At 38.6% G+C, this 21,140-nt stretch carries 23 protein-coding genes, 2 pseudogenes and 1 riboswitch; of the genes and pseudogenes, 14 read left to right on the forward strand and 11 right to left on the reverse strand.

Annotated elements, in window-relative coordinates:
* Positions 1-52: 52 nt before the first annotated feature.
* From OZX59_RS07620 to OZX59_RS07650, 7 genes and pseudogenes are all read left to right on the forward strand, one after another.
* Positions 53-457, forward strand: a complete 405-nt coding sequence (locus OZX59_RS07620) for a DUF1934 domain-containing protein (protein ID WP_277125771.1) — start codon at positions 53-55, stop codon at positions 455-457.
* Positions 458-503: 46 nt separating this feature from the next.
* A complete protein-coding gene (gene rpoE, locus OZX59_RS07625) occupies positions 504-1,055 on the forward strand; it encodes a DNA-directed RNA polymerase subunit delta (RefSeq protein ID WP_277125773.1) in 552 nt (183 codons plus the stop codon).
* A 131-nt stretch (positions 1,056-1,186) separates the two neighbouring features.
* Positions 1,187-2,806 carry a CTP synthase gene (locus OZX59_RS07630; protein ID WP_277125774.1) on the forward strand — a complete coding sequence of 540 codons (1,620 nt, stop codon included), beginning with the start codon at positions 1,187-1,189 and terminating at the stop codon, positions 2,804-2,806.
* A 127-nt stretch (positions 2,807-2,933) separates the two neighbouring features.
* Complete coding sequence (locus OZX59_RS07635) at positions 2,934-4,208, forward strand: UDP-N-acetylglucosamine 1-carboxyvinyltransferase (protein ID WP_277125775.1); 1,275 nt, start codon at positions 2,934-2,936, stop codon at positions 4,206-4,208.
* A 109-nt stretch (positions 4,209-4,317) separates the two neighbouring features.
* Positions 4,318-4,667, forward strand: a pseudogene (locus OZX59_RS07640) (type II toxin-antitoxin system RelE/ParE family toxin).
* On the forward strand, positions 4,660-4,941 hold the full coding sequence (locus OZX59_RS07645) for a helix-turn-helix transcriptional regulator (protein ID WP_277125776.1): 282 nt from the start codon (positions 4,660-4,662) through the stop codon (positions 4,939-4,941). The pseudogene OZX59_RS07640 and the gene OZX59_RS07645 overlap by 8 nt, the downstream one beginning before the upstream one ends.
* A 124-nt stretch (positions 4,942-5,065) precedes the next feature.
* Positions 5,066-5,368 (forward strand): MazG nucleotide pyrophosphohydrolase domain-containing protein, encoded by a 303-nt coding sequence (locus tag OZX59_RS07650; protein ID WP_277127008.1) that lies wholly within the window; start codon positions 5,066-5,068, stop codon positions 5,366-5,368.
* A gap of 116 nt (positions 5,369-5,484) precedes the next feature.
* Here the strand turns inward: OZX59_RS07650 and OZX59_RS07655 are convergent, their stop codons facing one another.
* The 3 genes from OZX59_RS07655 to OZX59_RS07665 all read right to left on the reverse strand — a co-directional run bounded on the left by OZX59_RS07655 (position 5,485) and on the right by OZX59_RS07665 (position 8,878).
* Positions 5,485-6,900 (reverse strand): C69 family dipeptidase, encoded by a 1,416-nt coding sequence (locus OZX59_RS07655; RefSeq protein WP_277125777.1) that lies wholly within the window; start codon positions 6,898-6,900, stop codon positions 5,485-5,487.
* A 116-nt stretch (positions 6,901-7,016) separates the two neighbouring features.
* On the reverse strand, positions 7,017-8,300 hold the full coding sequence (locus OZX59_RS07660; protein ID WP_277125778.1) for a nucleobase:cation symporter-2 family protein: 1,284 nt from the start codon (positions 8,298-8,300) through the stop codon (positions 7,017-7,019).
* The gene (locus OZX59_RS07665) at positions 8,300-8,878 is read right to left on the reverse strand and encodes a xanthine phosphoribosyltransferase (protein WP_277125780.1); all 579 of its coding nucleotides are present in this window, start codon (positions 8,876-8,878) and stop codon (positions 8,300-8,302) included. The genes OZX59_RS07660 and OZX59_RS07665 overlap by 1 nt, the downstream gene beginning before the upstream one ends.
* Before the next feature lie 80 nt (positions 8,879-8,958).
* Positions 8,959-9,056, reverse strand: a riboswitch (purine riboswitch).
* 205 nt (positions 9,057-9,261) lie between these two features.
* Here OZX59_RS07665 and guaA point away from each other — a divergent pair.
* Positions 9,262-10,800: a glutamine-hydrolyzing GMP synthase gene (guaA, locus tag OZX59_RS07670; RefSeq protein WP_277127009.1), complete on the forward strand. Its 1,539-nt coding sequence runs from the start codon at positions 9,262-9,264 to the stop codon at positions 10,798-10,800.
* A gap of 433 nt (positions 10,801-11,233) precedes the next feature.
* Here the strand turns inward: guaA and OZX59_RS07675 are convergent, their stop codons facing one another.
* The gene (locus tag OZX59_RS07675; RefSeq protein ID WP_277125781.1) at positions 11,234-11,419 is read right to left on the reverse strand and encodes a hypothetical protein; all 186 of its coding nucleotides are present in this window, start codon (positions 11,417-11,419) and stop codon (positions 11,234-11,236) included.
* A gap of 186 nt (positions 11,420-11,605) precedes the next feature.
* Positions 11,606-13,003, reverse strand: a complete 1,398-nt coding sequence (locus tag OZX59_RS07680) for an ISLre2 family transposase (RefSeq protein WP_277125782.1) — start codon at positions 13,001-13,003, stop codon at positions 11,606-11,608.
* 189 nt (positions 13,004-13,192) lie between these two features.
* Between OZX59_RS07680 and metG the strand changes: the two are divergent.
* The 6 genes and pseudogenes from metG to OZX59_RS07710 all read left to right on the forward strand — a co-directional run.
* Positions 13,193-15,196: pseudogene (gene metG, locus OZX59_RS07685) on the forward strand (methionine--tRNA ligase); the annotation flags it as partial.
* Positions 15,196-15,963 carry a TatD family hydrolase gene (locus tag OZX59_RS07690; RefSeq protein WP_277125785.1) on the forward strand — a complete coding sequence of 256 codons (768 nt, stop codon included), beginning with the start codon at positions 15,196-15,198 and terminating at the stop codon, positions 15,961-15,963. The pseudogene metG and the gene OZX59_RS07690, both read left to right, overlap by 1 nt.
* Complete coding sequence (gene rnmV / locus OZX59_RS07695; RefSeq protein WP_277125786.1) at positions 15,950-16,516, forward strand: ribonuclease M5; 567 nt, start codon at positions 15,950-15,952, stop codon at positions 16,514-16,516. Before OZX59_RS07690 ends, rnmV begins: the two co-directional genes overlap by 14 nt.
* Positions 16,509-17,399 (forward strand): 16S rRNA (adenine(1518)-N(6)/adenine(1519)-N(6))-dimethyltransferase RsmA, encoded by an 891-nt coding sequence (gene rsmA / locus OZX59_RS07700; RefSeq protein ID WP_277125787.1) that lies wholly within the window; start codon positions 16,509-16,511, stop codon positions 17,397-17,399. The genes rnmV and rsmA overlap by 8 nt, the downstream gene beginning before the upstream one ends.
* Positions 17,400-17,600: 201 nt before the next feature.
* Entirely contained in the window at positions 17,601-17,825 is a 225-nt protein-coding gene (locus OZX59_RS07705) for a DUF1659 domain-containing protein (protein WP_277125788.1), read from the forward strand.
* Between the two features lie 28 nt (positions 17,826-17,853).
* Positions 17,854-18,129 (forward strand): DUF2922 domain-containing protein, encoded by a 276-nt coding sequence (locus tag OZX59_RS07710; protein ID WP_277125789.1) that lies wholly within the window; start codon positions 17,854-17,856, stop codon positions 18,127-18,129.
* Between the two features lie 767 nt (positions 18,130-18,896).
* Here the strand turns inward: OZX59_RS07710 and OZX59_RS07715 are convergent.
* From OZX59_RS07715 to OZX59_RS07740, 6 genes are all read right to left on the reverse strand, one after another.
* On the reverse strand, positions 18,897-18,989 hold the full coding sequence (locus tag OZX59_RS07715) for a putative holin-like toxin (RefSeq protein ID WP_348636457.1): 93 nt from the start codon (positions 18,987-18,989) through the stop codon (positions 18,897-18,899).
* Between the two features lie 240 nt (positions 18,990-19,229).
* Positions 19,230-19,415: a hypothetical protein gene (locus OZX59_RS07720; RefSeq protein ID WP_277125790.1), complete on the reverse strand. Its 186-nt coding sequence runs from the start codon at positions 19,413-19,415 to the stop codon at positions 19,230-19,232.
* 248 nt (positions 19,416-19,663) lie between these two features.
* A complete protein-coding gene (locus OZX59_RS07725) occupies positions 19,664-19,828 on the reverse strand; it encodes a hypothetical protein (RefSeq protein WP_277125791.1) in 165 nt (54 codons plus the stop codon).
* Between the two features lie 238 nt (positions 19,829-20,066).
* Entirely contained in the window at positions 20,067-20,258 is a 192-nt protein-coding gene (locus OZX59_RS07730) for a hypothetical protein (RefSeq protein ID WP_277125792.1), read from the reverse strand.
* Between the two features lie 248 nt (positions 20,259-20,506).
* Positions 20,507-20,671 (reverse strand): hypothetical protein, encoded by a 165-nt coding sequence (locus OZX59_RS07735; protein WP_277125793.1) that lies wholly within the window; start codon positions 20,669-20,671, stop codon positions 20,507-20,509.
* A gap of 290 nt (positions 20,672-20,961) precedes the next feature.
* The gene (locus tag OZX59_RS07740; protein ID WP_277125794.1) at positions 20,962-21,126 is read right to left on the reverse strand and encodes a hypothetical protein; all 165 of its coding nucleotides are present in this window, start codon (positions 21,124-21,126) and stop codon (positions 20,962-20,964) included.
* Positions 21,127-21,140: the final 14 nt, after the last annotated feature.

The raw sequence follows: 21,140 nt of genomic DNA on the forward strand, positions 1-21,140 counted from the left end.
ATTATAACAAATAATTAGCTAAATGTTTAAGATGAATGGGGTTTTAGCGCAAATGAGTGACATTAAGGTAACTTTTACAAGTACAATTAGGCAGGCAGAAGAAACAGAAACTTTTACTCATCAAGCAAATGGTCAATTGACGCAGCAAAATGGGATTACTAGGGTAACTTATCAAGAAGATGCGACAACCGTTGTTAAGCTAGTTATTAAAGCAGATGATGTCATCATTAAGCGTAGTCAAGATGAGCAAAACTATTCATTGCTGCATTTCAATAGCTATGAGACGAAAGCTTGTAAAATGATTGCTGCTGGGTATCAGACGGATTTAACTAGTAAGACCAAATTACTTAAATTTTTCACTAAAAATGCTGCTACTAAAGAACTTCAGATTGAATATGACCTCTTTAGTGGACTATACTTAATAGGTAACTATACTGTCACGTTGCTTTTTAGCTAAACGCCTAGTAAAATAAGAATGATTGTTAAAAGAGAGGAATGCAACTGTGGGATTAAACGACTTTAAAGATAAAAATCGTAACGAATTATCGATGATCGAAGTTGCTCGCGCGATTTTAGAAGATAATAACAAAAGAATGGCCTTTGCCGATATTGTTAATGCGGTACAGAACTTCTTAGGTGAAAGTGACGAAGAGATTCGTGAACGTCTGCCACAATTTTATACAGATATGAACACCAATGGTGAATTCATCTCAATGGGGGAGAATATCTGGGCTTTGCGGTCATGGTTTCCATATGAATCTGTTGATGAAGAGGTTAACCACCCAGAAGATGAAGATCAAGAAGATACCAGAACTCACCATCAAAAGGTTAATGCTTTCTTAGCCGATGCTACTGGCAGTGATGATATTATCGACTATGATAACGATGATCCAGAAGATGAAGATCTGGATGCTGTTGCTAGTGATGATGCTGATGACTTTGATGCTGAAGCCGATATCGATGATGAACCTGATGAAGAAGAATTGCCGGATGGAATTGAAGGTCAATTATCTGAATTAGATGATGATGAAGATGACGACGGCGAAGAAGAATAATTAGCTTGACATTGGTGTTAAAAATCGCTAGTATTTTACTTGGGCACCTTATGTGCAACTATGCTCCCTTTAAGGGAGCTTTTTTTATTTTTGATTATTTTTCTGTATTTTCTTAAAAAGGAGTTTGGCTAATGACAAAATATATCTTCGTTACTGGTGGCGTGGTATCGTCTCTTGGTAAGGGAATTACAGGGTCAAGTTTAGGTCGTCTACTAAAAAATCGCGGACTAAAAGTAACAATGCAAAAGTTTGATCCGTATATTAATATCGATCCAGGTACCATGAATCCCTATCAACATGGTGAGGTTTTTGTAACCGATGACGGTACAGAAGCTGATCTTGATTTAGGACATTACGAACGAATTGTCGATGTGCGCACTAGTAAGTATTCTAATGTAACGACTGGTAAGATTTATAAAGAAGTTTTGGAAAAAGAACGCCGTGGTGATTATCACGGTGCTACGGTTCAGGTCATCCCGCATATTACGGATATGATTAAACAAAAGATCATGCGTGCTGGTCTGACTACTGATTCAGATGTAGTTATTTCTGAAATTGGCGGGACAGTTGGCGATATTGAATCGACACCATTTATGGAAGCAATTAGACAAATGCGGCGTGAGGTTGGAGAAGAGAATGTAATGTACATTCACTGTACGTTAGTCCCATATTTACATGCTGCTAAAGAAATGAAAACTAAGCCAACTCAGCACTCTGTAGCTGAACTACGCAGTATTGGAATTCAACCTAACATGCTAGTGTTGCGTGCTGAGAAGCCAGTTGCGCAAGAATTGAAAGACAAGATTTCAACTTTTACTGATGTACCAGTTGACCGAATCATTGAATCAATTGACGCACCATCGCTATTTGATTTGCCACTTTCATTTCAAGATCAAGGCATGGATCAAAAGGTATGTGACTTTTTACATATTACTAGTCCTAAGCAAACAGCTGATATGCGTGAATGGACGAAGCTCGATGAACGTGCTAAGAACTTACATCATACTACTAAGATAACGTTAGTTGGTAAATATGTTGAACTAGAAGATGCTTATATTTCAGTAACTGATGCCTTGCAACATGCGGGTTATCTATATGATAGTAAAATTGAGGTTAATAAAGTCCAAGCAGAGGATATTACTGAAGATAACATTGCTGATTATCTAAAGGATTCTGCTGGCTTAATTGTACCTGGTGGTTTTGGTTCACGTGGTTTAGAGGGCATGGTTATCGCAATTAAGTATGCTCGTGAACATGACTTGCCATACTTAGGTATCTGTTTAGGGATGCAAATGGCAACCGTTGAATTTGCTCGCAATGTTTTAGGCTTGCAAGATGCTAACACAACCGAAGTTGATCCGAATACTAAGCATAATGTAATTGATATTATGGCTGATAAGCGTGATGAGGAAAACCTTGGCGGTACTTTGCGTTTGGGACTTTATCCAGCAGCACTGAAAAAGGGCACTAAGACCGCGGCAGCTTATGATAACCAAGAGGTTATTCAAGAGCGTCATCGTCACCGTTACGAATTTAATAATGAATATCGTGATGCTTTTGAAAAAGCTGGCATGATCTTTTCTGGTGTTTCGCCTGATAATCATTTGGTTGAAATCATTGAAATTCCGCAAAATAAATTCTTTGTGGCTGCTCAATATCACCCAGAGTTTTTAAGTAGACCACAAAAGGCAGAGGGTTTGTTCCGCTCCTTCATTGGCGCAGCTAGTGATTTACCAGTTAAGAAGTTTTAATAAAAATTAACATAGTAATAAATTTTAATTTTTTAATAGGGACAATAGTGGTCTTCTCTTGTCTTTTCTGTAAAATTCCTTTAACATTATTATGATTAATCGAAATTAGAAAAGGATTTTTTCGCCAATGAAGCAAATGATAATTCATGGTGGAAAGCCCCTGCAAGGAGATGTCTGGATTGGTGGCGCGAAGAATTCAACTGTGGCGCTAATTCCAGCATCAATTTTGTCACGGACAAAGGTAACTTTGGAAGGTGTTCCAAGGATTGCTGATGTCGACAACTTAATGGATTTGTTGAGTGAAATGGATGTCGTTTGTGAATTCAACGGGACGACTTTGTGCATTGATCCAGAAAACATTAAGATGAGTCCACTACCAAGTGGTAAGATCAAGAGTTTACGTGCCTCATATTATTTTATGGGGGCACTTCTTGGTCGTTTTGGCAAGGCTGTTGTGGGCTTTCCTGGTGGGGATGATATTGGACCTCGCCCCATCGACCAGCATGTTAAGGGCTTTGAAGCTCTAGGTGCATGTGTAAAGAATGAAAATGATCAAATAATACTTACTGCCCCTAAAGATGGACTACATGGAGCAACTATTCATCTGAAAATGCCTTCTGTAGGCGCAACAATGAATATTATCATGGCTAGTGTAACTGCCCATGGGCAAACTGTGATTGATAATGCAGCTAAAGAACCAGAAATAATTGATTTAGCAACCTTTTTGAATAATATGGGTGCTCAAATCCGTGGTGCTGGCACTGACTCCATTCGCATTGAGGGTGTGGACCAGCTTAAGGCGCAAACTCCCCATACTATTATTCCTGACCGCATTGAAGCAGGTACTTATATTGCTTTAGCAGGGTGTATCGGTAATGGTGTGCGAATTCATAATATCATTGAAGAACACCTTGACTCTTATCTTGCAAAAGTCGAGGAAATGGGTGTAGTGTTGGATGCAGATGAGGATTCTGTTTATGTTTATCCGGCAGGGGATCTTAGAATGATTCAGATCAAGACTGACTCTTATCCTGGCTTTGCGACAGATTTACAGCAACCCGTAACTCCGTTGTTGTTGTCTGCTAAAGCTGGTGAAGGAGTCATTATTGATCAGGTTTATCCTAAGCGAACTGGTCATATAGAGCAGTTATGTAGGATGGGCGCCGATATCAAAGCTGAGGATGGCATTATTTTAGTTCATCCATCGCGCCAATTACATGGAGCGACAGTTACAGCTGGTGAAATTCGGGCTGGTGCCTGTTTGATGATTGCTGGATTAATGGCGGATGGTACAACCGTGATCAACAACGCAGATAATATTTTACGTGGCTATGATCGGGTTGAGACCAAGATGCAGCAGCTTGGTGCGGACGTAACCATTCAAGATGTAATAGAAAAATAATTAATACAAAAAAATGCTTGAAGCTAAGGTGCTTCAAGCTTTTTTAGATTTTAGGTTAACTGCATAGAGTAATTTTGCCATATGATAGCAAGCATGCTATCATATGTCTATGAAGAAAATTGAATTTGATTACTATGATTGGCAAGAATTCAAATCATTTTTAGACGGTTTGCCAGCTAAAGAAGCGGCTAAGTTGTATGTAATGATTAATAATATTGAATTTTATGGGTTACAATAGCTAGCCGTCAAAAATGGGTTAAGAAATTAGAAAGTAATTTGTTTGAAATTCGTAGCCAATATTCCTCGAACATTCAAAGAGCAATTTATTTTCATTTTGAAAATAATCATTATGTTATAACGCATGGCTTTACTAAAAAGGATCAAAAAACATCTACTAAGGAAATAAGTAAGGCTAAGAATAGAAGAAATGATTTTGGAAGAGGTAAAAATAATGAGTAAAATTGATGAGTATGCGTGTGAACGAAGTATGCGCGATTCTGAATTTGCCAAAGAAGCAGTTCAGGATAATATGAACCTTGAAGTTGCTGTACAAGTAAGAGATTTGCGAAACAGTCTTGGCTTAAGTCAAAGAGAATTTGCAAAGTTAGTGGGTAAACCACAATCTACAATTGCGCGAATTGAGAGTGGTTCTATGAATGCTTCCACGAAGTTGTTGAGTGAGATTGCCCAAGCGACTAATCAAAAAGTAAAGATAGAATTTATGTCAATTTAATATTTGATAAGTCTAATTACACAAAGTGTCTATGAAAAGTAAAAAACTAACTTTTATCAGCAGGGTTAGACAAAGAGCCGGTAAAATGCACAGTCTTAATTTGAAGGTTAAGCAAAGGATAAAAATGATTATTGATACTCAAAAACTACAAAAAAGAGTTTTACAAAACAAAAGAGCACATGGTTTCAACACAACTGATGTAAAATTTGAGTTGTTACTCTTGTATGGCGAAGTAAATGAACTTTTTCAAGGATGGCAAAAGGATGATAAAGAAAATATTGACGAAGAGTTAGCAGATGTTGCAATTTTTTTGCTTGGTATTGCTGAAATGTTAAAAAGTGATCTTGGAGATGATATTATCAAAAAAATGAAAATAAATGAGAAACGAATTTATAAAGATGGAAATAAATATTTAAAACGATCTTAGTAACGAGCTTTTTTAGTTATAATGAAGTCGTTAACGATAATACATCTAAAAAGTTATTTTTCGCATTAAAAAAGTCACTCAGAAATTAATCTGAGCGGCTTTATTTTTATCATTAATTAATCGAGTAAATCGTATTTCAGTGTCATTAAGCCGTGACCTTCGTCAACCATATTGCCGAGTAGCTCGACAGTATTATTGTAGACTTGGTTGGCCATTTGCTCGTTAGCTGCAGTTAATGCAGCTTGCAATTCTTTACCAGTTAACGTAGCTGCCTTCTCATCAGTCTGATGTTGCACCATATGGCATTGTGCCTGTGATTTTTGTTCAAAATCATTTTCTAATTCGCCATAGACCTTAAAGTTGGTATCACCAAGTTGGGCAGTCAATTTATTCAGCCAAAAGATTTGTTTTAAGTCAAACTTAGGGCCAGTTTGGAAACAAGCTGGGGTAGTTTCTACATTAGTGTAAAATGGCACCATACAATTGAATGTATTTGGACCAAAGGCTAACCACTGTACGCCTGCAACTTCACTAGGAACGTTATTTCTGACTTGCAAAATATGGGTTTCAAAATTACGGTTTAAACCGATTGGACGAAAGGCCTTCTTCTGGGCTTCAGTCCCTTCTGAACCATATACATCATAAGGAGTGTCTTGGTAGTGTGAACTCTCAATCCATTCAATATCTTCGATACTAATTTTACGATTAGCATGGCAAATAAATGGTTGTTCTTGGTCACTTGGCTCACTACCAAAGTTTGGATCAAAATAATTGTGAACAAACCAAGCACGCGGGTTGTTATAGTGAGCGTCCTTAATGGTTGAACTCCCAAAAATATGACGCATGTTGTAACCTTCACGGTCAGGATTTAGTTGATATTTGGCAATTAAACCTTCTAAGCCGCTGTCTGCTTCGTAACCGTCTTGACCAAAGTGAAATTCGTCGATATTTAAACGGTTGGGTGCAACAACATAAGCATCATCTGGAATGCGGCGAGCAATCCAATGATGTCCGCCAATAGTTTCAAGGTACCAGACTTCGTCGTTGTCAGCAAAAGCCATGCCGTTCATTTCATAGGTGCCGTATTTTTCTAATAAATAACCAACGCGTTTAACACCATCGTGGGCACAGTGCAGGTATGGTAAGGTCAAGGTAACGAAGTCTTCTTCGCCAAGACCGCCTTCAGTAGTTAGTGGATCAATGCCTTGAATGCGGGAATTAGTAGTGATGGTTTCAGTAGCGGTCATAGCAACATTGTCAGAATTAATCCCAGCTGCTGCCCAGATTCCGCTCTCTCCAGAAACGTCTGGCGCACTAGTGTAACGCAGTGGATTAGCTAAAAGATCTTCGTCATCGATCTTTTGGTGGCTAATCACACTTTCATAATGCTTGGGTTGCTTTTCAGGTGTTACTACTTCAAAGCTCTCTGGAATAATTGTTCGACCGCCATCTTCGCTTCTGGCAATCATGGTTGAACCGTCAATTGAAGCATTTTTACCAACTAAAATTGTGGTACATTCTGTTTGTTTCATAAATTTTACCTCTCTTTTTGCTTTATCTACTATTGTATTAAAAAAAGGCACTAACTAGCAAACTAAAATTGCCAAGTATTGAAAAAAAGCAACTTCGGTTTGAAGTTGCTTTGTGATTAATTTGAAGTTGTCTGATGATTGAGCAAAACATTTAGAATTGTAGCCGACAGACTAGTAATCACAATCCCGTTAGACAGAAAAAGTTGCACTGTATCAGGTAAGTTTTGGAAAAGCTGTGGATAAATGGTTACTCCTAAGCCAAGTCCAATCGAAATGGCAATAATTAATACGTTGTTATTATTACTCAAGTCAACTTTAGTTAAGGTCTTCATTCCTTGTACAGCAATCATAGTAAACATTACAATCATTGCGCCACCTAAAACTGCAGTCGGGATAATCGTAACTAGCGCACCGATTTTAGGTAAGAGGCCCATTGTCATCAGTAGACCTGCAGCCCAATAAATTGGACGTTTGGTTTTAATTCCAGACAGTTGCAGCAGACCAACATTTTGTGAAAAGGTGGTGTAAGGAAAGGCATTAAATAAGCCGCCAAAGATTTGGGCAAGGCCTTCTGCGCGGTAACCCTTTTTGAGATCAGTTTCGGTTAGATTATGGTGTATTAAATCTCCAGTAGCAAAGAAAACACCAGTTGATTCAACCATAGAAACTAGCGCAATAATAATCATGGTTATACTTGATGACCACTCGAATTTGGGCACGCCAAAGTAGAACAATTGCGGTAAGTGAAACCATGAAGCATCAAAGACAGGTTCAAAAGATACTAAGCCCATGCAGGCGGCAATGATGGTACCGGCGATCAGACCGATTAGGACGGAGATTGATTGCAAAAAGCCTTTAGCCCAGATTTCAAATGCTAGAATAATAATCATAGTCACAAAGGCTAATAGCAAATTTTGGCCACTCCCGAAGTCTTTAGCACTAGCGTTGCCGCCACCCATATTCTCGATCGCAACTGGAATTAGCGTTAAGCCAATAGTAGTAATTAGCGTTCCGGTTACCACAGGTGGAAAGAAGCGTTTGATTTTAGCAAAAATTCCCGCGATTAGCACTACGAAAATCCCCGCCACAATAATTGCGCCATACATGTCATTGATGGAGAACTTTTGACCAATCATCTGCAAGGGGGCTACAGCTTGGATCGCACAGCCCAAGATTACCGGAAAACCAATGCCAAAGAACTTGTTAGTCAGTAACTGCAAAAGTGTCGCCAAGCCACACATGAAAATATCGATCGAAACTAGATAAGTCATTTGGCTGGCAGAGAACTTGAGGGCAGTACCGATTAATAAAGGAACAGCCACGGCTCCAGAATACATGGCCAATAGGTGTTGTAATCCTAAAACGGCGGCTTTTTGGTGGCTGACTTCTGTTTGCGCCATTATGCTTCACCCGCAAATACTACTTTGCCGTCTGTAAAGTTAGTAATGTTAGCGAGGGCTTCCAGCCGATAACCATGGTCTTTGACCCAGTCGCTGCCACCTTGGAAATTTTTCGCAACTACAACGCCTACTCCGGCAACATTGGTATGAGCCTGCTCGGCTACACTAATTAGCCCTTTGACAGCTTCACCATGAGCTAAAAAGTCGTCAACAATTAGCAGATTGTCATCTTTATTGAGGAATTTTTGTTCAACACAAATCTTGTTAGTTACTTTTTTGGTATAGGAGAAAACATCTGCCCAGTAGACAGCGTCATTGAGAGTGGACGGCTTCTTTTTGCGGGCAAAGACCATGGGCACGCGGAGTTCAAAAGCGGCCATTATGCCGGGAGCAATCCCAGATGCTTCGCAAGTTAAGACTTTGGTAATGCCGCTATCTTGAAAAAGGCGGGCGAATTCTTGTCCGACTGCCATCATTAGTTCGGGATCAACCTGATGATTTAAAAATGAATTGATTTTTAGGACATTACCGGGTAAAACTTCACCATCACGCCGAATGCGCTCTTCTAATAACTTCACAATTTCCTCCTTGAAAAAAATAAGGGCTTCTTTCACCTAAAAACGGTCAAAGAAGCCCTTAAAGCAGTTAGCTCAACTGCCCAAATTGCTGCTTGACCCATAGTTCAGAATTTACGGTTCTGAGTAGAAACTGCCGCCCTGATTACGACAATATACAGATCAATATTTACTTGATGAACGCATTCTAACAAAGCAGATGAACTTGTGCAAGAATAAAATTTTCAAAAAAAACGAATTATTGGGACAACTTATAAGATATAATTCGTCAAAATCTGTTGTTGAATTAAAAAAAGGTTGACCGCTAGCTTAATTCTTAGTACAGTTGAATTAATTTAGATAATGTTGTTTAAAAAGTGAAAAAGGTGTGTAGCGTGAAAAAAGCAATGGCAGATTTTGATGAAATAATCGTGCTGGACTTTGGCAGTCAATATAATCAACTAATTACGCGCCGTTTGCGCGATTTTGGTATTTATTCTGAACTTTTACCGCATGATATTAGCATGGAAAAGATCAAACAAATTAATCCTAAAGGGATTATTTTTTCTGGTGGTCCTAACAGTATCTATGATAAAGGTGCTCTTAATGTCGATCCAACAATCTTTAAATTAGGAATTCCTATTTTAGGAATTTGTTACGGAATGCAACTAATGTCGCATTATTTGGATGGCAAGGTTGAAAAAGCAGCTAATTCCGAATATGGTCGTGCGGATATTCAGGTGGAAGACCCTAATTCGATTTTGTTTGATAATCTGCCTGCCAAGGAATTTGTCTGGATGAGTCATGGCGACTTGGTAACCGAAGCACCAGTGGGCTTTAAGACGGTGGCTTCGAGCAAAAACTGCCCAATTGCTGCTATTGCTAATGATGCTGAGCAATTTTACGGAATTCAATTTCACGCTGAAGTGCGCAACACGCAGTATGGCTTAGATATTCTGCGCAACTTTGCGTTTAAAGTTTGTCAGGCTAAGGCCAACTGGACAATGGACGATTTTATCGAAATGCAAGTTGAACAGATTAGATCCGAAGTTGGGGATAAAAAAGTCATCTTAGGTTTGTCGGGCGGAGTTGATTCGAGTGTGACTGCAACGCTGCTCCACAAAGCGATTGGCGACCAACTAACTGCTATTTTTGTTGATCACGGAATGCTGCGCAAAAATGAAGGCGACGAAGTCATGGCGGCTTTGAACCAAGATTTAGGAGTGAACATTATCCGTGTGAATGCTCAAGAACGTTTTTTGACTAAGTTAAAAGGGGTAACTGATCCTGAACAAAAGCGGAAAATTATCGGTAATGAATTTATTGAAGTCTTTAACCAAGAAGCACAAAAAATGCAGGAAGTTGACTTCTTAGCACAAGGCACGCTGTATACTGATGTGATTGAAAGCGGGACTAACACTGCACAGACGATTAAATCCCATCATAATGTGGGTGGTTTGCCAGAAGACATGCATTTTAAATTGATCGAGCCATTGCGCAAGTTATTTAAAGATGAGGTTCGTGAATTAGGTGAAAAGTTGGGTATACCGCATGATTTAGTTTGGCGGCAGCCATTTCCAGGACCAGGCCTAGGAATTCGTGTCTTGGGCGAGGTTACGGAGGATAAATTAAAAATTGTCCGCGATAGTGATGCGGTTTTGCGAGATGAAATTAAAAAGGCGGGCTTGGAGCAAGAAGTCTGGCAATACTTCACAGTGCTGCCAGGCATTAAGTCAGTTGGCGTCATGGGTGATGGTCGAACATACGATTATACGATTGGGATTCGTGCAGTTACTTCGGTTGATGGAATGACCGCGGATTTTGCGCATTTACCTTGGGATGTTTTGCAAAAAATCTCAACGCGCATAGTCGATGAAGTTCCGAACATCAACCGCGTAGTTTACGATGTGACGAGTAAGCCGCCATCAACGATTGAATGGGAATAAAAAGTAGCGAATGAAAAATAATTTTTTATTTCTTTAGTGAATCGTGATAAAACAAAAATGGAGAGATATGCTCTAACATAACTTTCTTTTAAGAAGCCATCAAAGATGGTGGCTACCTTATAATTATTTAGAGAAATAAACCATCGCCTGTCAAAGCAAGATGGTTATTTCTTTGCAATTAATTTCTTAATTACTTCAATCAGTTTAGCAATTTGTCCGCTGATGTTATAAATTCAGTCATTGAATTTATGATCGCAGTTAATAAATAAAAGCCAAAAATTTTTAAGTTTAATTTGTCATGAAAAATGTGTTATCATGTAAATGAAAAGAGAGTTATGTTGTCGCATAACTCTCTTCTAAGAAGCCATCAAAGATGGTGACTGACAACAATTTTATTTAAGAAATAAAACCATCGCCTTCCAAAGCAAGATGGTTATTTCTTTGCAATTAATTTCTTAATTACTTCAATCAGTTCAGCAATTGCTCTTAGCAATTTGTCCGCTGTTATTACTAATTCGGTCATTGAATTGGTAATCTCAGTCAACAAATAAAAGCCAAAAATAATTGCCGCACCAATTGCGAAAAAAGTATTTATTAGAATACTTACTGTTCCTTTCATGAAGATTTAGGTACATAGGCACCACGACCTTTCTGATTAAAACAGCCACCATCTTAGCAACTTCTATTGTTAGTTTACCGAAAGTAAAATTAAAATTCAAAGTTATTTTGATCAACGTTAGTGTCAACTTTTTGTGGGTAATAAACTTTTAGCCTTTACCTGCTGCTTTTCGTAGTTTTTGCTTTTTTAAATTATTTGTTCTGGCAGCTCAATTAATTGTCCACCATTGATAATTCCCTGATTCCAGTAATGGGCTTTGGCCGTTTCCCCAAATTCTACTTGAAATTCATCATAATAAGTCTCTGCTTTGGCTTTAAACCGCTGATCTACTTGCATAATTCTTTGCGCTTTAGCTGTTTCTTTTTGCTTTTTAAGCAAATAATGAGTAATATCGCCACCATTTAACTGGAAGATAATACTCCTAGCTACACCTTCAGCGCCCTTTTTACTCCAGCCCATTGGTCTTGAGCTTAGGCGTTCTGACAAATAATGACTAATATGTCCTTCAGCCGTGCAGCGCTGATAGGCTGGAGCTTGGGTATTTAAGATTGCCTGCCAATTACCTAATAGATAGGTCTTTGCCTGCTTTAGCGCCTCTATTTGTGTTCTGGTTAATTCTGGATCACTAAAACGGGTTTTAAAGTATAACGCTACTTTATCCTGCTGACCTGTTAAAGCCCAATGATATAACCGATAAGCTGCACTGGCTTTAGTATTAACGGTTGCTTTGTGACAATACTTTAACAAGTGAAAGCGATCCAAGACAAATTTGCAGTTAGGTAAATATTTAGCTCCAGCTTTAATCCATGGTGCGCCATCGCCAGCCAGATAAACTTGTTTAGCCTGTGGATAATTAGCTTCTAAATAACATAGGACTTCGTCCCAGAGTTGTTCATTGGCTACTCCAGGATAAGTACCGGTAAAATACTTCGGATTGATTAAATGATGCCGCTTCTGCCTTTCATCATAACCTTCATGGACATAAACCAGCTTCATAAAATGATTACTGCCATCTTGAAAGGCCACGTGGTCTTCATCAGCTTCTAAATAAACAATTTGCTTATCGCGCGGTTGGACCTGATCTGGCTGATTAGGCAATAGCTGTCCCTCACGATGCACAATATTCATGACTGTGGTTTTAGAATGAATTTCACTGTACTTAAGCATGTCAATGGCTGCTTGATAATGATACTTAGCCACATTTTCTAAGACAGCTGCCTTAAAGCCTAGAGTCATGCGGCCATATTTTTCAAAGGATAATGCCCGATCTAACCAAAAGAAATATTGCTTAGACTTCTTATCTTGGTAATAAGTACGCTTAAAGCTAAGCTGACCATACAGAGTTTGCTTAATACAAGTTCGCGTAGCTTTAACGATATATTTCTGTTTACGACTGGGTAACTGCTTATAATTATCATCGAGCTGCTCAAGATAAGTCCCAATTAGGTTTAAGCCCCAATGGCGTAATTCTTGCATAAAAGCTTCTAACAAATCATCAAAAGTAAGCTGGTTACCAAGCAGCTTATTAGTATTAGCAGTCAAATTATCTAACAAAAGTTGTAAGTCTTGTAGTAAACTAATCATATAGAAGAAAACCTCTCTGAATGTAATCTTGTTCAAACTACATTTTAGCAGAAGGTAATCTTCTATTTTTTATTTTCCCCACAAATACTTTACGCTAACTTGATCAACTATTTATTGAGTGAAAAGCTACTCAAAAAGTTAATAATCCAGTTCTGCTGCTTTTTTAGTGTAGTATAATGGAATGAAAAACCAAAATTTCTTAAGGAGACAAATATGGCTGAGCAAAAAACTTTTTATGTAACAACCCCAATTTATTATCCGTCTGGCCGATTGACAATTGGTAATGCTTATACAACAATTGCTGCTGATGTAATTGCTCGTTATAAACGGAGTCAGGGCTACGATACCTTCTTTTTGACTGGGACAGATGAACATGGTCTCAAGATTGAACAAAAGGCTGAAAAGCAAGGTGTTAAGCCGCAAGAATTTGTGGATAACATGGTTAAAACCTATAAGACATTGTGGGAAAGTCTGGATATTTCTTATGATAAGTTTATCCGGACGACTGATGAAGAACATGTCAAAGGTGTCCAAAAAATCTTTGAGCGTTTACTAAAGCAAGGCGATATTTATTTAGGTGAATATACTGGTTGGTACTCAGTAGAAGACGAAGAATATTTTACTGAATCACAACTAGCAGAAGTTTATAAAGATGATGCTGGCAATGTAATTGGTGGCAAGGCCCCGTCAGGTCATGAGGTGCAATTAGTTAAGGAACCGTCATATTTCTTCAAGATGAGCAAGTATGCCGATCGTCTTTACCAATATTACCAAGATCATCCCGAATTTATTTTGCCGCATTCTCGTGAAAAAGAAATGGTCAATAACTTTATTAAACCTGGACTTGAGGATCTATCAGTTACCAGGACTACTGTGTCTTGGGGAATTCCTGTACCAAGCGATCCTAAGCATGTGGTTTATGTCTGGATTGATGCTTTATCTAACTATATTACTGCCCTAGGATATGGCTCAGATGATGACTCATTATTCAAAAAATATTGGCCAGCTGATGTTCATTTAGTTGGTAAAGAAATTGTACGTTTTCACACAATTTATTGGCCAATTATGTTAATGGCACTTGATTTGCCATTGCCAAAACACGTGATTGGTCATGGCTGGGTCTTGATGAAAGACGGCAAAATGTCGAAATCAAAAGGTAATGCGGTTTATCCGGAATCAATTACCAGTCGTTATGGTGTTGATGCCTTGCGGTACTATTTAATGCGGGCTTTGCCATTTGGTTCGGATGGGGTCTTTACTCCAGAAGACTTCGTTGAGCGGGTCAACTTTGACTTGGCTAATGACCTAGGCAACTTACTTAATCGAACAGTTTCAATGATTAATCAGTATGAAGCAGGACATGTCGCTCCAATTGCCCAAGAACAAGACAAATTGGGACAAGCACTAGCTGATGCCGCTGGCGAAACGATTGCTGAATACCAAAAGAATATGGATAAACTCTACTTTACGCAAGCAATTGATGTTATCTGGAAGTTTATTGGTCGGGCTAACAAGTACATTGATGAAACGATGCCGTGGTCGCTAAATAAAGCTGGCAAGACGCAAGAGTTGTCACGAGTAATGTCCAACTTAGCCGAGAGTTTACGGTTAGTTGCACTATTAATTGCGCCGATTATGACGAGAACACCAGTTGAGATGTTCAAGCAATTAGGCTTAGATTGGAATAATGCTGAACAAAAAGTGTTAGCTTTTGGCAATTTTGCTTGGAATGTCCAGGTAACAGACAAGCCAACACCGATTTATCCACGATTAAAACCTGAAGAAGAAGTTAAGTATATTAAGGCTGAAATGACTAAGGCTAAGCCGAAAAAGCAAAGTCGCAGTCAAAAACAAAGTCATGATCCGGAAATTACGATTGATGATTTTGATAAAGTGAAGATTAGAGTGGGGAAGATTTTGGCAGTTGAACCAGTTAAAGGTTCAAATAAGTTACTGCAATTCCAACTCGATTTTGGTGATGGCGAGGAACGACAAATCTTAAGTGGCATTCGCAAATATTATCCTGATGCCAGTGAACTACTGAACCGTAAAGTGTTAGCTGTTACTAATTTGAAGCCGCGTAAGATGCTTGGTCACATTAGCCAAGGTATGCTCTTATCAAGTGAAAAAGACGGTCAAGTTAAGCTAGCACTAGTTGGCGATGAACATGAAGTTGGGGCCGAGTTAGCTTAATGGAACTGATTGATAATCATACACATTTGCAGGATGAACCGTTTCGCGGTCAAGAAGAATTTTATCTTGAACGGGCACAAAAATTGGGTGTTACTCGGCTAATCTGTGTTGGTCAGGATCCAGATTTTAATCGACGAGCAATTGATTTAAGTCAGCGATTTGATAACGTTTATGCAATGGTCGGTTACTGTCCAGATGTTGCTAAAGACTACGATCAACAGGCAGAAGATCAGCTGATTGAACAGCTGCAAATTCCTGGTGTAGTAGCTTTAGGCGAGATTGGTTTAGATTATTATTGGGATGAAAGTCCCCGCGAGCAACAAAGAAAAGTCTTTGCAAGGCAGGTTGAACTTGCACATGAGTTAAAATTACCGGTAGATATTCATACGCGTGATGCTTTTAACGATTGTTATGAGATTTTACGTCGCAGCAATCTTGAATATGGAGCAGTTTTACATAGCTTCAATGGCAATGTAGAGTGGCTGAATAAGTTCTTAGATTTAAATGTTTATTTTTCTTATTCAGGTGTGGCTTCCTTTACAAAAGCTGTGGAAGTTCATGAAGCGGTAAAACAGACGCCGCTTGATCGACTATTGGTAGAAACAGATGCACCATATTTAACGCCCAAGCCATATCGCGGCAAGCAAAATGAACCAGCCAACGTTTACTATGTGGCACGCGCGATTGCTGAAATAAAGGATTTACCTTTAGCGGAAGTTGCTCAGGCAACTTATATGAATACAGAGAGAGTTTATGGGCTTAATTAAAAAACATTTTAATGCAGTGGTGGTTGTTGAAGGCAAGGATGACACGATTAGGTTGAAGCAATTTTTTCCGGGAATTGAAACGATTGAGACCAATGGCTCTGATGTACCTGAGGAAGTCTTAACGGAATTAAAGGCGTTAGCGCCAAAACGTGAAATCATCGTCTTTACTGATCCCGATTTAAATGGTGAACGAATTCGCCGAATTGTTACTCAAGCAGTGCCTTCTGCTAAGCAAGCCTTTATTACTCGCAAAGAAGGAGTACCACAAAAGCGGGGAAATTCTTTGGGAGTTGAGCATGCGTCTAAAGAAGTTCTAACTAAAGCACTGAGGGATTTGCATGAAGCTAAAGTTACTCCTAGTGATCTAACTCGCGAAGATTATGCTCGGCTAGGTTTGGCTAGTGGTGCCAACTCACGTAAGCTGCGTGAACAAGTGGGGGTTAAATTGCGAATTGGTTATGGTAATGCCAAACAATTCTACAAACGTTTGCAAACCTTTGGGATTACTTTGGCAGAACTCAAGCAGGCAATTGAGGAGATTAAAAATGAGTAATGAAATACCAATTGGTTCGCCAGTGAGAACGCAGGCAATTATTAACCGTTATTTTATGCGGGCTAAGAAAAGTCTAGGACAAAATTTCTTGGTCGATTTAACTGCAATCAAGGGAATTGTTGAAGCGGCAGACATTCAGCCTGATGACCAAGTAATTGAGATTGGACCAGGCATTGGGTCGTTAACAGAGCAACTACTGATGGCTGGTGCCAAAGTTTTTGCTTATGAGGTCGATGATAACTTACCTGAAATCTTGCAAAATGAATTGCCCAAAGAGGTTAATGGTCAGCCAATTGCTGAGCGCTTTGAATTAATGATGAAGGATATCTTGCAAGCTGATTTTGCAGCAGACTTGGGAGATTTCTTCGATTTAACAAAACCAATTAAAGTAGTTGCAAATCTACCATATTACATTACTACACCAATTATTTTCTTTTTGAATAAAGCTAAGCTAAAGTTTGTTAGTTTAACCTTAATGATGCAAAAAGAAGTGGCAGAACGCTTGTGTGCTAAGCCAGGTACTAAGGCCTATGGGCCATTAACGATTGCGGTTCAAACACAGATGCAGGTTGAAATTGCCTTATCAGTCAAAAGTAGCTCCTTTATTCCCAGACCGCAAGTTGACTCAAGTGTGGTGGTTTTAACACCGCTTGTGGATAAACCAGCTATTGGGGATGCAGAGCATTTTAATTGGGTGGTTAAAATGTGTTTTGCCCAAAGGCGTAAAACCTTGAATAATAATCTAAAGCCGTTACTTCCAGTAGCTACTGAGCGCGCACAGGTATTTGCCGAATTAGGCCTAGAACCCAAGGTGCGACCAGAGCAATTGTCGATTCAACAATTTGCTCAGTTGGCGCAGCGAATCCCAGTGCGTAAGTCCTAAGGATAATTGCTTTAAAAATTCATTTAGAAATTAAATAGTCGTCCATACCTTGATACGGACGGCTATTTTCTTACTTAAAAAATTATTTTAATTAAAGTGATACACTTTGCCAGTTCAATTCGTTAGTAATAGTGTAAGACAACTGAGCGCGCCAGCCGATTACAAAAAGCAAACAATTCTTACTAAGAAAGGTAAATTACAATGAATTTTGAATTATTAGATCAATCAATCCAATACACTTTTTTAAATGAGAGATACGGCCAAGAAGGTACTAAGTCACGCATCTTTAAGAACGTTAAACCCGGTGTTAGTGCAGCTGGATTAGCAACAGTTGGTCAAGCATTGTCTGAATTGCAGGAAGACGAGCTCGGCTCAGCAACATTAATCCAAAAACATTCTGTCCCATTATCCGCCACAGCAGTTTAATTTAAGATTTATGATAGGAGTAAAAATCATGACTACAACTAGCAAAACACTACAATTGGTATTCTTGAACAGTAATAACAAAAAGGTTAACTTGTCCTTACCTAATGCGGCCAGCAATTTAGCACCAGAAGCGGTCAGGGCAGCGATGAATAAGATCGCTGAGGCCGATGCTTTCCAAAAGAATGGAGTTGACCTGTATCAGCACCCACAATCTGCTGCGTATATTGAACGGACTGTTAACAGTGTGTTTGATAATGCTGAAACTGCTCCAGAGCAGCCAGCTGATTTTGTACAACTTGGGTAAAATAATTAAGCTAATTAAACAAATGTTTTAACTCAAAAGCTGCACGTTCCTGAATGGAAGTGTGGCTTTTTTGCTATAAGCCTCATATAACATAAAAATCACGGTTCAAATATAGTATCCCGGTAGCTTAGCAAACAAATAGATTGCGATTTTGTATACTTATGCTAAAATTAATTATATTAAGATGTTTTGCATAAAAGGCGGTGGCATGATCACGTTAAACAAAAAAGTTGTTGTATAACTAGCTGAATTATAGAATGACTTTTTGTTGATAATGGCGATACCGTAACCAATGCTTAAAGTAAACGTACTGAATGTAAATATTAGCGTTAATGCGTTTAAGTTACTCACTAGCTGTTAGATCTTTCAATAGTTTGTTCTATGTTCTTCATAAACAAACATCTCCTTGGAATAAAAGAGCCGCCGTTTTTAGCTTATTCATCTTTTTCAAAAAACAACTGCCGCTTTAATAGCGGTAGTTAAATATGTTTTGGCTAAATAACCGTCCTATAACTGTCCAAAGTTATTGGACGGTTATTTTTCCTATGATTAGTCAAGTTGCAAGTCAGGAATCGAGTAAAGAAAACCATAAAAAAGTGCAAAACAAATAAATTGTGTTAGAATATTGATATAAAGAAAAAAGAGGTAAGTTGTATTGTAGCTTACCTCTAAAAAGATGTCCCGCTTAAAAGGCGGTGGCAACTTACATTTTGACTAAAAAGTCGTCGTGTAACTCGCTAAAGTATCGGACGGCTTTTTTAGTACAATTATTTTCGGTGGTGCTGATCGATATACGACAACAGCGCCAAAATAAACATACCGAATGTGAACATCAGCATTAACGCATCTGCCACACTCATAGGCTGCTAATCCTTTCAAGAGTTTGTTCCATGTTTCCATAGGCAATCATCTCCTCGGAATAAAACAGCCACCGCCCCTTAGCTTTATTCATCTTTTATTTAATTATAGCAAAAATATTTGTTTAAAAGTGCAAAATGAATAAATTGTGTTAGAATGTTGATATAAAGAAAAAGAGGTAAGCTGTAACTTACCTCTAAAAAGATGTCCCGCGTAAAAGGCGGTGGCAACTTACATTTTGACTAAAAAGTCGTCGTGTAACTCGCTAAAGTATCGGACGGCTTTTTAAGTACAATTATTTGTGGTGATGCTGATCGATATACGACAACAGTGCCAAAATAAACATACCGAATGTGAACATTAGCGTTAACGCATCTGCCACACTCATAGGCTGCTAATCCTTTCAAGAATTTGTTCCATGTTTCCATAGGCAATCATCTCCTCGGAGTAAAACAGCCACCGCCCTTTAGCTTTATTCATCTTTTGTTTAATTATAGCAAAAAAGTTTGTTTAAAAGTGCAAAACAATTAAATTGTGGTAGAATAATGATAACGAAAAAAGCCATGCGCTAACATGGCTCTTTCGGAAAAACAACTGCCGCTTTAAGAGCGGTGGTCAAATTATAGGTTGACTAAATAGCTATCCCATAACTCGATCAAAGTTATTGATGGGACGGCTATTTTTTTGGCTGATGTAAAGTCAGCCAAATTGCTAGACAAGTGTCGAGCAAGGATAAAGCAGTGACAAACGGATCGTTTGGATTCATTTGCCAGGCTAATTTTACCCAAGCATCGGCTTGGCCATGCAATGCCTTTAAAAGTTCGAAAACTTTGTCGGACATTAAATAGCAGACAGTCTCCTTTCCTTAAGAATAATGTCATAGACACCACTTCCTTTACAGAAAAACGACCACGCCCTCAAAACTCTTGGTTGTATTCGTCAATTATTATAACAAAGAAAACCAGAAAAAAGTGTAAAACGAATAAATTGTGGTAGAATATTGATATAAAGAAAAAAGAGGTAAGTTGGAGCTTACCTCTAAAAAGATGTCCCGCGTAAAAGGCGGTGGCGTAATTACGTTAAACTAAGAAAGTCGTCGCATAACTCGCTAAAGTGTAGGACGGCTTTTTTAGTACAATTATTTTCGGTGGTGCTGATCGATATACGATAACAGCGCCAGAATAAACATACCGAATGTGAACATCAGCGTTAACGCATCTGCCACACTCATAGGCTGCTAATCCTTTCAAGAATTTGTTCCATGTTTCCATAGGCAATCATCTCCTCGGAGTAAAACAGCCACCGCCCTTTAGCTTTATTCATCTTTTGTTTAATTATAGCAAAAAAGTTTGTTTAAAAGTGCAAAACAATTAAATTGTGGTAGAATAATGGTAACGAAAAAAGACATGCGCTAACATGGCTCTTTCGGAAAAACAACTGCCGCTTTAAGAGCGGTGGTCAGATGATAGGTTAACTAAATAGTCGTCCTATAACTCGCCAAAGTTATAAAGTAGGACGGCTATTTTTTTGGCTGATGTAAAGTCAGCCAAATTGCTAGACAAGTGTCGAGCAAGAATAAAATAGCGACAAACGGATCGTTTGGATTCATTTGCCAGGCTAATTTTACCCAAGCATCGGCTTGGCCATGCAATGCCTTTAAAAGTTTGAAAACTTTGTCGGACATTAAATAGCAGACGGTCTCCTTTCCTTAAGAATAATGTCATAGACATCACTTCCTTTACAGAAAAACGACCAACGCCCTCAAAACTCTTGGTTGTATTCGTCAATTATTATAGCAAAGAAAATCAGAAAAAAATGCAAAACGAATAAAATGTGTTAGAATAGTGATAACGAAAAAAGCCATGCGCTAACATGGCTTTTTCGGAAAAACAACTGCCGCTTTAAGAGCGGTGGTCAAATTATATTTTGGCTAAATAGCCGTCCTATAACTCACCAAAGTTATTAGTAGGACGGCTATTTTTTTGGCTGATGTAAAGTTAGCCAAATTGCTAGGCTGGTGTCGAGCAAGGATAAAGCAGCAACAAATGGATCGTGAGGATTCATTTGCCAGGCTAATTTTACCCAAGCATCGGCTTGGCCATGCAATGCCTTTAAAAGTTCGAAAACTTTGTCGGACATTAAATAGCAGACGG

Source organism: Lactobacillus sp. ESL0681 (assembly GCF_029392835.1).
Classification (GTDB): Bacteria; Bacillota; Bacilli; order Lactobacillales; family Lactobacillaceae; genus Lactobacillus.

Bases quoted from the DNA above. Each gene is read 5' to 3' on its own strand.
- OZX59_RS07620 (WP_277125771.1), top strand. From the start codon at position 53: ATGAGTGACATTAAGGTAACTTTTACAAGTACAATTAGGCAGGCAGAA.
- OZX59_RS07630 (WP_277125774.1), top strand. From the start codon at position 1,187: ATGACAAAATATATCTTCGTTACTGGTGGCGTGGTATCGTCTCTTGGT.
- OZX59_RS07635 (WP_277125775.1), top strand. From the start codon at position 2,934: ATGAAGCAAATGATAATTCATGGTGGAAAGCCCCTGCAAGGAGATGTC.
- OZX59_RS07645 (WP_277125776.1), top strand. From the start codon at position 4,660: ATGAGTAAAATTGATGAGTATGCGTGTGAACGAAGTATGCGCGATTCT.
- OZX59_RS07650 (WP_277127008.1), top strand. From the start codon at position 5,066: ATGATTATTGATACTCAAAAACTACAAAAAAGAGTTTTACAAAACAAA.
- OZX59_RS07655 (WP_277125777.1), bottom strand. From the start codon at position 6,900: ATGAAACAAACAGAATGTACCACAATTTTAGTTGGTAAAAATGCTTCA.
- OZX59_RS07660 (WP_277125778.1), bottom strand. From the start codon at position 8,300: ATGGCGCAAACAGAAGTCAGCCACCAAAAAGCCGCCGTTTTAGGATTA.
- guaA (WP_277127009.1), top strand. From the start codon at position 9,262: ATGGCAGATTTTGATGAAATAATCGTGCTGGACTTTGGCAGTCAATAT.
- OZX59_RS07675 (WP_277125781.1), bottom strand. From the start codon at position 11,419: ATGAAAGGAACAGTAAGTATTCTAATAAATACTTTTTTCGCAATTGGT.
- OZX59_RS07680 (WP_277125782.1), bottom strand. From the start codon at position 13,003: ATGATTAGTTTACTACAAGACTTACAACTTTTGTTAGATAATTTGACT.
- OZX59_RS07690 (WP_277125785.1), top strand. From the start codon at position 15,196: ATGGAACTGATTGATAATCATACACATTTGCAGGATGAACCGTTTCGC.
- rnmV (WP_277125786.1), top strand. From the start codon at position 15,950: ATGGGCTTAATTAAAAAACATTTTAATGCAGTGGTGGTTGTTGAAGGC.
- rsmA (WP_277125787.1), top strand. From the start codon at position 16,509: ATGAGTAATGAAATACCAATTGGTTCGCCAGTGAGAACGCAGGCAATT.
- OZX59_RS07705 (WP_277125788.1), top strand. From the start codon at position 17,601: ATGAATTTTGAATTATTAGATCAATCAATCCAATACACTTTTTTAAAT.
- OZX59_RS07710 (WP_277125789.1), top strand. From the start codon at position 17,854: ATGACTACAACTAGCAAAACACTACAATTGGTATTCTTGAACAGTAAT.
- OZX59_RS07715 (WP_348636457.1), bottom strand. From the start codon at position 18,989: ATGAGTGTGGCAGATGCGTTAATGCTGATGTTCACATTCGGTATGTTT.
- OZX59_RS07720 (WP_277125790.1), bottom strand. From the start codon at position 19,415: ATGGAAACATGGAACAAATTCTTGAAAGGATTAGCAGCCTATGAGTGT.
- OZX59_RS07725 (WP_277125791.1), bottom strand. From the start codon at position 19,828: ATGTCCGACAAAGTTTTCGAACTTTTAAAGGCATTGCATGGCCAAGCC.
- OZX59_RS07730 (WP_277125792.1), bottom strand. From the start codon at position 20,258: ATGGAAACATGGAACAAATTCTTGAAAGGATTAGCAGCCTATGAGTGT.
- OZX59_RS07735 (WP_277125793.1), bottom strand. From the start codon at position 20,671: ATGTCCGACAAAGTTTTCAAACTTTTAAAGGCATTGCATGGCCAAGCC.
- OZX59_RS07740 (WP_277125794.1), bottom strand. From the start codon at position 21,126: ATGTCCGACAAAGTTTTCGAACTTTTAAAGGCATTGCATGGCCAAGCC.